This window comes from Ureibacillus thermosphaericus, from assembly GCF_012396605.1.
In the GTDB taxonomy this organism is placed as follows: Bacteria; Bacillota; Bacilli; order Bacillales_A; family Planococcaceae; genus Ureibacillus; species Ureibacillus thermosphaericus.
Map to the genome: position 1 here is coordinate 1 of NZ_JAAXPW010000014.1, position 13,637 is coordinate 13,637.

General features: G+C 33.7%; 16 protein-coding genes and 1 riboswitch. Of the genes, 7 read left to right on the plus strand and 9 right to left on the minus strand.

Features of this window, described 5'->3' with window-relative positions:
• Nucleotides 1-168: 168 nt before the first annotated feature.
• Both HF990_RS07285 and HF990_RS07290 read right to left on the minus strand, forming a co-directional pair.
• Nucleotides 169-774, minus strand: a complete 606-nt coding sequence (locus HF990_RS07285) for a superoxide dismutase (RefSeq protein WP_016838971.1) — start codon at nt 772-774, stop codon at nt 169-171.
• 209 nt (nt 775-983) lie between these two features.
• Entirely contained in the window at nt 984-1,466 is a 483-nt protein-coding gene (locus tag HF990_RS07290) for a DUF456 domain-containing protein (protein ID WP_168412308.1), read from the minus strand.
• A 116-nt stretch (nt 1,467-1,582) separates the two neighbouring features.
• Between HF990_RS07290 and HF990_RS07295 the strand changes: the two genes are divergently transcribed.
• From HF990_RS07295 to HF990_RS07310, 4 genes are all read left to right on the plus strand, one after another.
• Nucleotides 1,583-2,098 (plus strand): DUF1189 family protein, encoded by a 516-nt coding sequence (locus tag HF990_RS07295; RefSeq protein ID WP_016838973.1) that lies wholly within the window; start codon nt 1,583-1,585, stop codon nt 2,096-2,098.
• A gap of 42 nt (nt 2,099-2,140) precedes the next feature.
• Nucleotides 2,141-2,473, plus strand: a complete 333-nt coding sequence (locus HF990_RS07300; RefSeq protein WP_168412309.1) for a LysM peptidoglycan-binding domain-containing protein — start codon at nt 2,141-2,143, stop codon at nt 2,471-2,473.
• A 96-nt stretch (nt 2,474-2,569) separates the two neighbouring features.
• Entirely contained in the window at nt 2,570-3,676 is a 1,107-nt protein-coding gene (gene ispG, locus HF990_RS07305) for a flavodoxin-dependent (E)-4-hydroxy-3-methylbut-2-enyl-diphosphate synthase (RefSeq protein WP_016838975.1), read from the plus strand.
• Nucleotides 3,677-3,685: 9 nt separating this feature from the next.
• Nucleotides 3,686-4,261 (plus strand): 5' nucleotidase, NT5C type, encoded by a 576-nt coding sequence (locus tag HF990_RS07310; RefSeq protein WP_016838976.1) that lies wholly within the window; start codon nt 3,686-3,688, stop codon nt 4,259-4,261.
• A 74-nt stretch (nt 4,262-4,335) separates the two neighbouring features.
• On the opposite strand, the gene HF990_RS15210 is transcribed toward HF990_RS07310, so the two are convergent.
• Nucleotides 4,336-4,464, minus strand: a complete 129-nt coding sequence (locus HF990_RS15210) for a hypothetical protein (RefSeq protein ID WP_016838977.1) — start codon at nt 4,462-4,464, stop codon at nt 4,336-4,338.
• Nucleotides 4,465-4,594: 130 nt separating this feature from the next.
• Here HF990_RS15210 and HF990_RS07315 point away from each other — a divergent pair, with 130 nt between their 5' ends.
• Both HF990_RS07315 and HF990_RS07320 read left to right on the plus strand, forming a co-directional pair.
• The gene (locus HF990_RS07315) at nt 4,595-5,101 is read left to right on the plus strand and encodes a hypothetical protein (protein ID WP_016838978.1); all 507 of its coding nucleotides are present in this window, start codon (nt 4,595-4,597) and stop codon (nt 5,099-5,101) included.
• 275 nt (nt 5,102-5,376) lie between these two features.
• A complete protein-coding gene (locus HF990_RS07320; RefSeq protein WP_016838979.1) occupies nt 5,377-7,563 on the plus strand; it encodes an EAL domain-containing protein in 2,187 nt (728 codons plus the stop codon).
• Between the two features lie 24 nt (nt 7,564-7,587).
• Here the strand turns inward: HF990_RS07320 and HF990_RS07325 are convergent, their stop codons facing one another.
• Nucleotides 7,588-8,223 carry an alpha/beta hydrolase gene (locus HF990_RS07325; protein ID WP_168412310.1) on the minus strand — a complete coding sequence of 212 codons (636 nt, stop codon included), beginning with the start codon at nt 8,221-8,223 and terminating at the stop codon, nt 7,588-7,590.
• Nucleotides 8,224-8,530: 307 nt separating this feature from the next.
• Between HF990_RS07325 and HF990_RS07330 the strand changes: the two genes are divergently transcribed.
• Nucleotides 8,531-9,148 carry a hypothetical protein gene (locus tag HF990_RS07330; protein WP_016838981.1) on the plus strand — a complete coding sequence of 206 codons (618 nt, stop codon included), beginning with the start codon at nt 8,531-8,533 and terminating at the stop codon, nt 9,146-9,148.
• 104 nt (nt 9,149-9,252) lie between these two features.
• On the opposite strand, the gene HF990_RS07335 is transcribed toward HF990_RS07330, so the two are convergent.
• From HF990_RS07335 to HF990_RS07355, 5 genes are all read right to left on the minus strand, one after another.
• Nucleotides 9,253-9,570, minus strand: coding sequence for a heme oxygenase (locus HF990_RS07335; protein WP_016838982.1), 318 nt, complete (start codon nt 9,568-9,570; stop codon nt 9,253-9,255).
• Nucleotides 9,571-9,652: 82 nt separating this feature from the next.
• Complete coding sequence (nrdF, locus tag HF990_RS07340; protein WP_168412311.1) at nt 9,653-10,633, minus strand: class 1b ribonucleoside-diphosphate reductase subunit beta; 981 nt, start codon at nt 10,631-10,633, stop codon at nt 9,653-9,655.
• Nucleotides 10,621-12,714, minus strand: a complete 2,094-nt coding sequence (nrdE, locus tag HF990_RS07345) for a class 1b ribonucleoside-diphosphate reductase subunit alpha (RefSeq protein ID WP_168412312.1) — start codon at nt 12,712-12,714, stop codon at nt 10,621-10,623. Before nrdE ends, nrdF begins: the two co-directional genes overlap by 13 nt.
• Before the next feature lie 2 nt (nt 12,715-12,716).
• Nucleotides 12,717-13,082: a class Ib ribonucleoside-diphosphate reductase assembly flavoprotein NrdI gene (nrdI, locus tag HF990_RS07350; RefSeq protein ID WP_168412313.1), complete on the minus strand. Its 366-nt coding sequence runs from the start codon at nt 13,080-13,082 to the stop codon at nt 12,717-12,719.
• The gene (locus HF990_RS07355; protein WP_016838986.1) at nt 13,079-13,309 is read right to left on the minus strand and encodes a glutaredoxin family protein; all 231 of its coding nucleotides are present in this window, start codon (nt 13,307-13,309) and stop codon (nt 13,079-13,081) included. Before HF990_RS07355 ends, nrdI begins: the two co-directional genes overlap by 4 nt.
• Nucleotides 13,310-13,444: 135 nt before the next feature.
• Nucleotides 13,445-13,631: riboswitch (cobalamin riboswitch) on the minus strand.
• Nucleotides 13,632-13,637 lie beyond the last annotated feature (6 nt).

Consider the following 13,637-nt stretch of genomic DNA (forward strand, 5'->3'; position numbering starts at 1 on the left):
TCGATTATTGTCAGTACGCTTCGATAACATCCTAAATTTCCCCCGTTAACCAAGAATTCTATCCCTATTATACAAAAAAGCCTGTAGATTTGGCCCCTAGTTAGGGACTTTGTCTACAAGCTGAAAGGAAAACCTATGTTTAGGCTTTCCTCATTTTTTTAAAGTCAATTATTTTGCTGCAGCATATTTTTCTGCTACAACGTCCCAGTTTACTACATTCCAGAATGCAGCAATGTAGTCAGGACGACGGTTTTGATATTTTAAGTAATAAGCGTGTTCCCAAACGTCTAATCCAAGGATTGGTGTTTGGCCTTCCATGTATGGAGAATCTTGGTTTGGCGTAGAAGTGATTTTTAATTCACCGTTATCTACTACTAACCAAGCCCATCCAGAACCGAAGCGGCCTGCAGCAGCTTTTGCAAACTCTTCTTTAAATGCATCGAAGCTACCGAATTTCGCATCAATTGCAGAAGCTAACTCACCAGTTGGAGTTTTTGAACCTCCAGGTGTTAAAATTTCCCAGAATAATGAGTGATTTGCATGTCCGCCACCATTATTGCGAACTGCAGTTTGTTTATCAGCTGGAAGAGCATTGATATTTGAAATAAGTTCGATTAAATCTTTATCAGCGTATTCAGTACCTTCTACAGCAGCATTTAAATTTGTTACATACGTATTGTGGTGTCTTGTATGATGGATCTCCATTGTTTGTGCATCAATGTGTGGTTCTAAAGCATCGTAAGCATAAGGTAATTTTGGTAATTCGAATGCCATTAGAATTTCCTCCTTTGTATAAATCAGTAATTTCCTACCTCTATAAGATTATCAAAATAGAGGTAGTCATTCAATGATTTAGCTCTTTCTTAGTGATTTTCATACTTTTGGCTGAAATCAATCCATTGTTTGTCTTTTAACAGTGACGCACTTATTTTTCAACCAAACTCACTATTTCCTTTTAGATGATTTTTTATACAAAAAACTTATTATGCGATTGCGATTACAAAAACAATAATCATCACTAATTGGATCATCGTTTTTGTTACAACAGATGTTAAGAAGCCAACAAGCGAGCCAATACCAGCTCGAACCGCTTGGCTAAATTCTTTTTTCGCAACTATCATTTCCCCCATTACTGCACCTATAAATGGCCCGATAATAATGCCCAGAAATGGTATGATAAATGGTCCTGCTAATAAACCAATCGTGCTGCCCCAAAGTCCAGCCTTCGTTCCGCCAAACTTTTTCACGCCAATCAGATTCGCTAAAGTATCCGCCACAAACAATAAAATAACAAACAGAATCTCGATGATCCAAAACCACCATGAAAGTTCTGCAAAGGAGAAAAACAAACCATAAACGATAAATCCTAATAGTATAAATAATACCGATGGAATGATTGGATAAACTAATCCTACAAAAGCCACGATAAAACAAATAATAATGAGTAACCAAGCAATGATTTCCAAGTTCTTCCCTCCATGATACAGTTTACGGACAGGTTTGCAAAAAGTTTCAATAAAATGTTTTTGTACGTTTTTTCTTTTCATCATTTCATGTTAAACTCTCAATGGAGGAGAAGAAAATGGTTACTCATTTACAAATATTCATACACAGTCTGTTTCAACCAAACAAGCTAGCTGCTTATCGACTATTAACAATCGGTAAAGTAATTCAATATGTATTTATTCTAATTGCGATTGTTACGATTTTCTCGTTTATACAATTTTTAACAGGGGTATCGAAAACTACTATTCAATTTGAAGGGTTGCAACAATATGTCTCTGATATTCAATGGCTGCTCTATCCTTTTGCGCTTCTTTTATTACTCTTAACTTCTACCGTTTTATTATTTGTGAGAATTACCATTTACGCAGCCATAGGAACATTATTATTAAAAATATTCAATCGTCGCGGGGAATATCGACATATGTGGAGAACGACCGCATTAGCGATTACATGGTCAACACTACTATCTATCCTATTTTCATTTATTAATATATCTAGTTGGTTTGGAACAGTTGTTAATGCCATCATTACCATCATTCTATTAACAATTGCATCACTAAAATATCCAAAAATAGAAAAAAAGAAGTTCTGAATCCTTCCTTGCTTCATATAGTGGAGCAAGGAGGGTTTTTATATGAGATTTTTTCTATTAACATCTATCATCATCATAATCGTTACGGTCATTAAAATAGATTTAACTGAAGGAACAGTACCATTAATCGCGTTTTCTGAAAGCGTTGACCAATGCAATGAACAACTAGCTGTAAAAACAGTACCTGTTATTACAAAAGAAGGGGATACTTTACAAGGGTTACTCGCCCAATATCCAACAGATGAAAGAATTTCAGTACCAGAACGAATGGCGGATTTTTACAAATTTAATCCACATTTAAAAAATCAAGTCATAGCACCAGGTGAATTAATCAAAATACCGATTTACTCAAATAACCATGAATGTAAAAAATAAAAAAACGTGTTTCTTCCTTGTCGACACTATTTTACACTGCTAAAATAATGGAAGTGAAGGTACGGAAAAAGTACCTCAAGAAGGAGAGAGTTATTGATGAGTGAAATTATTCATCGTTCGAAAACACGTCCAGTACGTGTCGGCAATTTAACAATCGGCGGTAGTAACGAACTAATCATTCAAAGTATGTGTACAACGAAAACTCACGATGTGGAAGCTACTGTTGCTGAAATTTTACGATTAGAAGAAGCAGGGTGTCAGCTAGTACGTGTTGCTGTTCCAGACGAACGAGCTGCAGCGGCGATTCCTGAAATAAAGAAACGCATCCATATCCCTTTAGTAGCGGATATTCATTTTAACTATAAACTTGCCTTGATGGCTATAGAAAACGGTATCGATAAAGTACGCATTAATCCCGGCAATATTGGTCGTCGCGAGAAAGTTGAAGCCGTAGTGAATGCGGCAAAAGAAAAAGGTGTTCCAATTCGAATTGGTGTTAATGCAGGATCCTTAGAACGCCATATATTAGAAAAATATGGCTATCCTACTGCAGATGGAATGGTTGAATCTGCTTTACATCATATTAAAATACTGGAAGATTTAGATTTCCATGATATTATCGTGTCGATGAAAGCTTCTGATGTAAATCTTGCTATCGAAGCTTACGAAAAAGCTGCACGTGCATTTGATTATCCATTGCACTTAGGTATTACAGAATCTGGAACGCTCTTTTCCGGTACAATTAAATCCGCTGCTGGTTTAGGTGCTCTTTTATCCAAAGGAATCGGCAATACATTACGTATTTCTCTTTCTGCTGATCCAGTAGAAGAAGTAAAAGTAGCTCGAGAATTATTGAAAGCATTTGGTCTTGCATCAAACATGGCTACTTTAGTTTCATGTCCAACATGTGGTCGAATCGAAATCGATTTAATTTCCATTGCTAACGAAATAGAAGAGTATATTTCAAAACTGAATGTACCATTGAAAGTAGCGGTATTAGGCTGTGCGGTAAACGGGCCGGGAGAAGCGAGAGAAGCAGACATCGGAATCGCAGGTGCTCGAGGAGAAGGTTTACTCTTTATGAAGGGTAAAACCGTACGAAAAGTACCAGAAGAAACAATGGTAGAAGAATTGAAAAAAGAAATCGATAAATTGGCAGCAGAAATGTTAACAGAGCGAGAACAAAAACAAATTGAATCTTAGGGGGTCCATATGAAGCAAAATAAGCCTCGTTTCGGTATTGATATTGATGGAACAGTAACAACTCCTGATACGCTGATTCCACATATAAATAAACAATACAATACAAACATCGTACTTGATGATGTCATTGAATATGATTTTTTAAGCGCATTCCCCCATCCGGTTGATCGAAACGAGTTTGCTCGTTGGTTTAAAGAAAATGAACCTTATTTATATTCAGTAAGCAAAATTGCTAACGATGCTCAACAAATCTTAAACAATTGGCATAAACAATATGAATTATATTATATATCCGCTCGAGACTTGCATTTATACGATGTGACGAAAAAATGGTTTGAACAGCATCAAGTACCTTATGATCATATTGAATTAATAGGTAGTCATGATAAATTGGAAGCTGCAAAAAAGTATCGCGTAGATGTTTTTTTTGAAGATAAACATGATAATGCGGTGATACTTGCAGAAGAACTCCAAATTCCCGTACTGTTATTTGACACACCATACAATCGTAAAGTTATACCTTCCAACGTGATTCGAGTTCATAATTGGAAAGAAGCAAACGAATGGATTGAGCGTCATTTTTAGCCACATTTCAATCGCTAGACTTGTCCAACCTATTGGTGACATCGTCTAGCGATTTTTTGTGAACGCTATTCGTTTTAAATCTCTAATGTTCCCCTCACCCAACGTTCAACAAATGTTTCAAAAGTAATTCCATATCGATTATAAATATCATGATATACAAAATACACTCCTAATTTTTCCAGCAGTTCATCATTGATTTTCATGAAAACTTCCCTTCTATTAAAGTTGAAAAACAAGAAATGTAAAGGAATTTTCTAAAATCTCCTAATACAACGATGAATTTTTTCGCTATGATGAAAATAGCCAATAGTTTGAACACTAGGAGGTTTTATAATGAGAAACATACATATTTATGTTGTATTACTACTTGCTATGTTTCTATTAATAGGTTGCAAAAGTTCCGTCAGCGACTTAAAGGAGGCAGTTTCTGGTATCCATACACAAGCAGAAAAAGCAAAAAGCGGTCTAACGATCGATGCATATACTTTGCGTGAGTATGAGATTGAATATAAAGACGAATTATTTACAGTTGACGAATTATTTAAAACTATTCTACGTGATGTCCAATGGGAATATGAAAAAAATCATAATAAGCATATTTTGCTAGTAAAAGGTACATGGAAGGAACCATTATTTGAACAATTACAGCTTTCGGATGATGTAAAAGAAAGACTCTCAAAGAGCGGTAAAATTTTTATTGAATTAGTATTTGTAGATGAACTGCTAAATTCAAATGAAACAACGGTCAGCATGAAATTAAATGAAGAATTGTTAGTGGATGAAAAAGGAGCAGAAATACTTTATTACTTATACGATATTTATTTACAACAGAAAATGTAATGAAAATTTACTCTAGTAGTACTAACCATCGCAAGGTTTGTACTACATTTTTTTAATGACTTATTCAAAATAAAATGCATAAACCCACAATTTTATTAAAAAATTACAATTTATAGAAAAACCATTTAAACTTTTCAAAAACCATCCTCTTCTGCCAAAAATACGACAAATTAAACATAAAACACTATCATTATTTCAAAAAATTATTAATGCATGTTAATAAATACTTTTGTTATAATTACTTTACAGTATTATCAAAATTTGGTGGGAAGTATATGTTTAAACAAGAACAAATCGACCTAACAAATGATGATTTATATTCATATTTATACACGATAGGTGAACAACTTCAGCAACCAATTGTAATCATTGATTTAAAACGGCAACCACTTTCCATTAAGTATTACAATCAATCATTTGCCCAATTAACTGGTTATGATATGGCTGAATTATTAAACAAGCATATTTCATGTTTATGCGGTCCAAATACCCTTCCCGAAACTGAACAAGATCTGGAGTTTCATATATTAAATAAGCTCACCTATGAAACAACAATGATTCATTACAAAAAAGATGGTACCGCTTTTTGGAACCAGCTTAGTATTCAACCAATTCAAAACTCCAAGAAAGAAGCAACCTTTGTGCTTATTCAATGCAAAGATATTACATCCGAAATGTTGGAAAAAATGCTTCACAAAATTGAGCATGAAGTATATGTCGAATTAGGAAAGGATAGTAAACTAGAAGATATTCTTCAACGAATAACCGCACAGGTAGAAAAAAATTATATTAGACAAGTTTATTGTGCTATTCATGTTCTTCAAAAAGATGGTACATTAAAGGCTATTGCCAGTCCCACGATACCCTTCAGTTGGATAGAAAACCTCGTCGGAATGGAAGTTAGTCCAACAACTGGTAATAGTGAAAATGCAATTTATATGAAAGATTTATCTTATATACAATCCATTAGCTTACAAGAGGATTATGAAAAATTACGGAAAATTATTTCAACCTATAACATTCAGTATTGCTGGTCAAAGCCAATTGTCGACAACGAAAAAAAGATGATTGGCACATTTACGATCTATATTCAAAAAAATTTATATTTGAAACAATCGGATATTGATTTTTTAAATAAACTGTCCCCTATTATCGCCTTGACAGTCAAACATTTTAAACAAAAAAACCTATTAAAACAATTAGCTTATTATGATATAAATATAGGAATTCCAAATTACCATTATTTTTATAAAAAATTAAACGAGTGGATTCAAAACGGTGTTGAAGGAGTCATTTTATTAATACAGCCAGGAGAATATACTTCCATAGTCGATATGTATGGGCGCAAAGTTGGCGACCGTTTAATTAAACAAATCGTTCATCGCATTGAAATGATTACTCAAAAAAACCGAACGATTTTTAGTCGTTTTTCAAATTCTACATTTATTTTAGGGAGCGTAATTCCTGTAAATAAAGTGGATGATTACATTCATAAGATTATTGAATGCACTTCCCAACCTTTTGATGTAAATGGAAGGGAAATGTTTATATCATTAAAAATTGGCGTTAGTTATTTTCATCAACAACTGTCGATTGATGAAAGTATACGGCAAGCAGATATTGCTATCACAAAATCAAGAAAAAAAATAGGAACTGTCATTTCCTATTTTGAAAAAGAAACCGATCAACAAATACAAAGAGAACTGAACGTATTAAACGAATTAACAACTGGATTAAAAAATGATGAACTTTCCGTTTATTTGCAACCAAAAGTCCATTTGTTGACAAAGGAAATTATTGGATTCGAGGCTCTTGCGAGATGGTATTCTCCTGTACTTGGAAACGTTTCGCCGGCAGAATTCATCTCGATAGCCGAACATAGCGGAAAAATTAGGGATATCGATCATGCTATTTTTGAAAAAGTATTACGATGGCAATGGGAAAGAAAGAAGCAAGGCCATCAATTGTATCCTGTATCCATCAATGTATCACCTGTACACTTTTATCATGATTCTTTTGCAGATGATTTATTAACCCTTGTCCGCCAATATCAAATTGACCCAAAATTTATTAAAATCGAAGTTACTGAGAACTTTGAATTATTTGATTTTGAAAAAGCAAAGAACATCTTATTAAAATTAAAGGAACATGGCTATGAGAGTTCGATTGATGATTTTGGAGTCGGATTCTCGTCATTAAGTTATCTACAACGGCTGCCTTTTTCAGAAATTAAAATTGATAAATCGTTTATTAATGAAATACATGATTCAGGTATGTATGCAATCGTAAAATCAATTGTTCAACTTGCAAAAAGTTTAAACATGCATGCGGTAGCGGAAGGGATCGAAACGTTGGAACAATATAAAACCCTTGTACAAATTGGTTGCCATACAGGTCAAGGTTATTATTTCCATAAACCAATGCCGATTGTAGAAGCTGAAAAATTAATCAATTCAAAATAAAAAAGCTGACTAGCGTCAGCTTTTTTATTTAATTTCTTCCATTATAAAATGAACAAAATCTCTCATATTTTCTGGCGAAACGCCGTGTCCTACAGGATAGGTTTTATAAACAACTTTCGCTCCATGTTGCTCAAAAAATTCTTTACTATCTGCACTCCACATAATTGGAAAATCGTAATCATATTCCCCGTGAGAAATGAATACTTTCGTTTCATCCATTTTATTTTTGTGATATTGTTCTTTCACAAAATCTGGTAAAAACCCTGACATTGAAGCACATGCCTTAATTTGATTTCCCATCACGATGCATAATGTTTGTGCGATGACTGCTCCTTGATTAAATCCTGCAATAAATATCTTCGTCGGATCTAATTGATATTCTTTAATTGCTTGTAAAATAAAATCTCTTGTAACAGCAATTACTTTATCAAAAACAGGTTGAATAGGCTTTCCTTCCTCTACAAAAGTATAGAAGGCATAACCAGGATCATGACTGATTGGTCCCCTTAAACTAAATACATGGCAAACTTCTTTTATTTCACCTATAATTTGTAATAAATCTTCTTCATCGCTTCCTAATCCATGAAATAAAAAAATAGCTGGACTTTGTTCAATATTATTCTTCGGTTCAATATGTTTGAATGTATATAATGACTGCATTCTATTTCCTCCTCAAGTTTCCCTTACCTACAACGCTTCATTCCCAAATCTTTTTTTCCAAAATATTATTTTATTCTTAATTTCTATTTAAAAATAGTATGTTTCATTTACTAAAAATACTGATATTAATCAAAAATTTTGTCGATAACATAAATCTTTCTTATTATTTTTAAAAAATTTGTCTGATTTTTGAAATATGATTTGGAAAAATAGTTTTTAAACGATAAACTATTAGTAGAGTTGGTTAAAAATGTCTGTTTTGACTGGGTGAAAACAAAACAACATTCTTAGCAAAGGGGTGTTTGGAATGTATAGGGAAATTACAGTAGAACGAAGCATACTATATATTGAGCAATATCATGTAGACAAATTTATTGATTTAGCGAAACAAAATAGCCAATTCAATTATCTAGTTAAAGAAGGCGCATTAAATACCATCGATGCTTGGATTATCGCCTTCAATATTTGGCTTTTATTGCTGCCCAATAAATACAATATCATTCACTCAGCTGAAAAAACCCTATACTACTCCTCGAATTTCGTTATACTAAATGCTCTTCAAGACAATGTACATTTTAACCAATTAAAGTTCCGTGAAAATCGCCCAGAACTATTATATTATATCATGTCACTCCAACTAGCTACAGGATTAAACGAATGGATTTTACGCGTGATGATCAAACATGATTTAACATATATGATTGAAAGAAATAAAAAACGTATCTATTTTGATGCTCATTTAGGATCAGAAGATGAAATTCAATCCTTTTTAGAAGATCAATCGAAGTTTGTAAAGGCAGCTGTGAAAGAACTGCATTCTACTAATTCATTTGATCGAATGATAAGAAATGCAATTGATGAAGCATACAAAGTATATAATAAACATCTCGAACGGTTAGCAAAAGAAAAATTGAAACGAGGATAGTAAAATCTTGTTTCGACTACTTCAGGAGCAAAGGTCTATAAATTAGAAGCGAGGGTGTCCAGAAAGTTTTCGACTTTCTAGACACCCTCTTTCCTATTTAATCATTAATTGTTTTCTAATGTTGAGACAACTTCAGAAATTACGATTACATTTTCGAGTGTAGGGGCTTCTTCGCTATTACCGCTTGGACGTTTATGAGCTTCTTTAAATGCATCACTTGCTCTCCACGCCTCAAATTCTTCGAGTGAATCCCAATACATAACGACGTTCATTTCATCGTAGTCTTCAAATTGTGTACTTACGAGTACTTCTACTTTACGAAATCCTTTAAACGTTAATAATGGACCAGGTTGCGTGAAGAGTGGTGCCATCTTTTTTGCCAAGCCTTTTTTCACTTTAATTCGATTAGTTACTGTATACATAAAAACAAAACTCCTTTTTGAATTTTTGAAATTCATTATAATAATTAAAACATTATTTTAATAGAACAGCAATTTATAAGCCTCAATCATCTAGCAAAATGTCAAAATGGAACGTTTCATCCGTGATAGGCTCTACTTTTGCTAAGGCATATGTGGAACCCTTTTGAGAAAAGAAATCATATGTGGAACCTTCATTTCGTATTCCATTCATCACGATTGGATGAATTTCTTCTTCAGGAAACATTGTATCGAACCCTAAATTCATTAATGCTTTATTCCCATTATAGCGAATATACGCCTTCACCTCATCTTCCAAACCTGTTCCTCGATAAATTTCATCTGTATAACGCAATTCATTATCATATAAATCTAGCAATAATTCATAGCCCCAATTTTTTAATTCATCTTGTTGTTCTTTAGAAAATTGATTAAAAATGTTTTGTGCGAATATTCCAACAGCCACCCCATGAATGGATTCATCCCTCAATATTAGCGAAATCACCTCTGCGCTGTTCCTTAAAATGCCTTGTCCCCCTAAATAGAGCGGATAGAAAAAACCAGAATAAAATAAAAAGGATTCGAGCATGACGGAAGCAAACATCGCTTTCCATAGGCTGACTAAATCATTTTCCTTAATAGACGAATATATATTGGCAATTTTTGAAGTTTTATATTGTAATAGTTGATTTTTTTTTACCCATTGAAAAATTTCTTCGATTTCGTCGTTATGACAAAGGGTTGTAAAAATATACGAATAGGATTTCGCATGAATGGCTTCAAAGGCACCAAATACCGTTAATACAGCTTTTTCTTGTAAATTGGGATTGTATTTTGCTATTTCATTCATCCCGATATTTGTTTGAATTGTATCGAGCAGCGTCAGTCCACCAAACACTTTTTTATATGTTTCTTGATGCTCAAAATTTCTCCATTGTTGAATATCCTTTGAAACTGCAATTTCTTCTGGAAACCACATTTGTTTCCATTGTTGATCCCAAAAAATTTTAGCAAGACTGCTTGCTGACTGATTCCAATTGACTGCTTCGTATGTTAAATTGTACATGCTACACATTCCTCCAGTGATTGTAATCGTTGGCGTACATAATAGACCGTTTTGATTCCTCGCATCCAAGCATAAATATAGGCTTTCGCTAATTGTTCCGTCGTCCACTTGTCTGTTACATATAAAGTCATTGAGATACCTTGATCAACATGCTTTTGTGCAGCGACGTATAAATCAATGATTTTATAGACATTCATGTCATATGCTTCTACGTATAAATGTTGATTGTCATTATTTAAAAATGGCATTGGATAAATCGTGCGGCTATCTGCATAATCTCGTATCTCTACTCGCTCAGTAATGGGTGCAATGGATGCCGTACAAGAACGAACGTAAGAAATCGAGCCGGTTGGTGCGATTGCTAACCGATAAGCATTAAATAATCCGTATTTCATTACATCTTCTTTCAATTTTCTCCACATTTCTTTTGTAATGATTGGAACATTACCTAAAGCTTTTTTTACCAATTCACTAGGTTCCTTTTCCAATTTATTCACGTACTTTTCAAAATAATGACCATTTGCATATTCGCTTATTTCAAATCCGTAAAAAGTTTCACCTTTTTCTTTCGCAAGTAGCATCGATGCTTTTAATGAAAAGAAGTTCAATGCTTCCATAAAGTAATCGATAAATTCAATTGATTCTTTTGATCCATATAATATATTTTGAGTTACAAGATGTCCGTGCAAATTCATAACACCTAATCCGACAGAATGCATCATCTGGTTTGCTTTTTTTACAGATGGAACGTTTTTTATATTGGTCATTAAAGACACTTGTGTTAACAAACGCATGGCTGTATCTACTAACTCTTCAAAATCATGAAACTTTGTCGCATGGTGAATATCTAATGATCCAAGATTGCAAGATACGTCTAATCCATATTCATTTGGTGTATCTTGATCATTAATGATGCTCGTTTGTTGAACTTGTAAAATTTCAGTACAGAGGTTGGACATTTTGACTCTTCCAAGTTTTTTTAGTGGATGTTGTTTATTTACATTATCATCAAATATTTCAAAAGGATATCCGGATTCGAATTGGCTCTTTTTGATTTCCGTATATAGTTTTCTAGCATTGATTTGCTTTAACTTTCGTATATTTGGGTTGTTCAACAACTCCCCGTACATTTCCGTTATGCTTATTTCAGACATTCTTTTTCCGTATTCTCGATAAATATCATAAGGACTAAAAAGAACGATATCTTCATCTTTTTTCATCAGTTCAAAAAATATATCTGGAATAATGACACCAGTCGATAAAGTTTGTAACCGAATTTTTTCGTCGGCATTCGGCTTCTTAGAAGAAATAAATTCTTCAATATCCGCGTGGAAAATATTTAAATAAGCAACACCTGAACCATTCCGTTGTCCTAATTGATTGGAATAAGAAAAGGCATTTTCTAATAATTTTGCAACGGGCATAACACCGCTTGCCCGATTGGCGATACCTTTTATCGGATCACCCAAAGGTCTTAAATCCGTTAAATTTACCCCTACCCCTCCGCCAAGCCTTGAGAGTTCTAAACAATAACCGAGGTTTTCTGCAATGCTATTCATCGAATCATCCATGGATAATTTAAAACAACTTACCAATTCCCCACGCGCTTTTTTACCGCTATTCAGTGTGGTTGGTGTTGCTGGTTGAAAAGCCTCCATCATCGCACGAATTGCTTTTTCTGCCAACAATTCATCACCATTCGCTAAATATAAGGCGATAATGCTCATCCGATCCTCATAAGTTTCTAAAATTTCTTTTCCATCTCGACTTTTCATTGCGTAACTTTCAAAAAATTTGCTCGCGCTCATAAATGTTTGAAATCGAAAACGATAAGAATACGCAATGTCAAAAATTTTATTTATAAATTCGAAAGAATATTTTTGTAAAAATTCTTTCTCATAATATCCTTCTTCAATGAAAAAGCGAATCTTTTCTTCCAAACTAGAAAACTTCCGCATTTTCTGATTAACATGTTCGATAAAATATTGACGAGTAGCCTCTCGATCTTTCTCTAAATCAATTTTTCCTGTTTGGTGGTAGTGATTCAAAATTTCATTATTCAAAGTTAAATAGCTTTTCATCACTAAATCTCCTTTTGAATTACTCTGTTATAATAATCAATTATGGCATCATAATTTTTCTGAAATCCGCGTAATTCTATCTTTTGAACAATGGGAATTCCGTACCTTTCGTTAATCAAATGAGCAGAACGGCAAAAATAAGCATGGCCGAAATTCGAGTTCCCACTTGCAATAACACCCTTACAGAAACGAACATTATGTTGTAAAAACCTTTCCACAATTTGTGGTACTTCGCCTAATCCATCGGTATAGGTGAACAATAAGAAGGGTTCATTCAAAATAAGATCATCGCGAATTTCAATGTGGGGTAATTCTAATTGATGAACGATAAAACGCACGTTGCCCGTTCGAGAAGCATAAGCAATCATACTGTGATCCTGCTAATGAATTTTTTTATATTTTCTATGTTATCCATTAGCTCTCCATCGATTTCGATTACAGGGACAGAAAGGAATCCAGCATTCAATAATTTTTCTTTCGCTTCTTCATTGTGATCAATCAAAATTTCTTCATATTTCCCTTCATAACCAAGTTGATTTAATTCGTATTTCATCAACAAACATTTTGGGCAAACTTTTTTTGAATATAATTTCATTTCCTTCTCCCTTTCTACCATTCTTTTATGAAAATAAAAAAGCCATACCTTTTTCGGTATGGCTTTGAAATGGAAACAGTCAGGTACTAGGAAATGGACCGTCTTGCTTCCATTTCCTAGCCCCCGAAGAAATGAGCAATTCACGTTTATTAGGCAGGTCTCCTGGCTTATGCTTCATCCTCCAAGTTCCCTTCCCATACAAATTTGTACAGTGGATTTGAACTTTTCGTCAGCAATTACAGTTGCGGGGACAGCGTCAGATTTTCACTGACTTCCCTTTTAATCTACTATATATAGTAGAACCTAATAAACGAAATGCTATATATTG

Excerpts from the sequence above, each read along its gene's own strand:
- HF990_RS07285 (WP_016838971.1), bottom strand. The coding sequence starts at position 774 with ATGGCATTCGAATTACCAAAATTACCTTATGCTTACGATGCTTTAGAA.
- HF990_RS07295 (WP_016838973.1), top strand. The coding sequence starts at position 1,583 with ATGGTTACTCATTTACAAATATTCATACACAGTCTGTTTCAACCAAAC.
- HF990_RS07300 (WP_168412309.1), top strand. The coding sequence starts at position 2,141 with ATGAGATTTTTTCTATTAACATCTATCATCATCATAATCGTTACGGTC.
- ispG (WP_016838975.1), top strand. The coding sequence starts at position 2,570 with ATGAGTGAAATTATTCATCGTTCGAAAACACGTCCAGTACGTGTCGGC.
- HF990_RS07310 (WP_016838976.1), top strand. The coding sequence starts at position 3,686 with ATGAAGCAAAATAAGCCTCGTTTCGGTATTGATATTGATGGAACAGTA.
- HF990_RS15210 (WP_016838977.1), bottom strand. The coding sequence starts at position 4,464 with ATGAAAATCAATGATGAACTGCTGGAAAAATTAGGAGTGTATTTTGTA.
- HF990_RS07315 (WP_016838978.1), top strand. The coding sequence starts at position 4,595 with ATGAGAAACATACATATTTATGTTGTATTACTACTTGCTATGTTTCTA.
- HF990_RS07320 (WP_016838979.1), top strand. The coding sequence starts at position 5,377 with ATGTTTAAACAAGAACAAATCGACCTAACAAATGATGATTTATATTCA.
- HF990_RS07325 (WP_168412310.1), bottom strand. The coding sequence starts at position 8,223 with ATGCAGTCATTATATACATTCAAACATATTGAACCGAAGAATAATATT.
- HF990_RS07330 (WP_016838981.1), top strand. The coding sequence starts at position 8,531 with ATGTATAGGGAAATTACAGTAGAACGAAGCATACTATATATTGAGCAA.
- HF990_RS07335 (WP_016838982.1), bottom strand. The coding sequence starts at position 9,570 with ATGTATACAGTAACTAATCGAATTAAAGTGAAAAAAGGCTTGGCAAAA.
- nrdF (WP_168412311.1), bottom strand. The coding sequence starts at position 10,633 with ATGTACAATTTAACATACGAAGCAGTCAATTGGAATCAGTCAGCAAGC.
- nrdE (WP_168412312.1), bottom strand. The coding sequence starts at position 12,714 with ATGAAAAGCTATTTAACTTTGAATAATGAAATTTTGAATCACTACCAC.
- nrdI (WP_168412313.1), bottom strand. The coding sequence starts at position 13,082 with ATGATTGCTTATGCTTCTCGAACGGGCAACGTGCGTTTTATCGTTCAT.
- HF990_RS07355 (WP_016838986.1), bottom strand. The coding sequence starts at position 13,309 with ATGAAATTATATTCAAAAAAAGTTTGCCCAAAATGTTTGTTGATGAAA.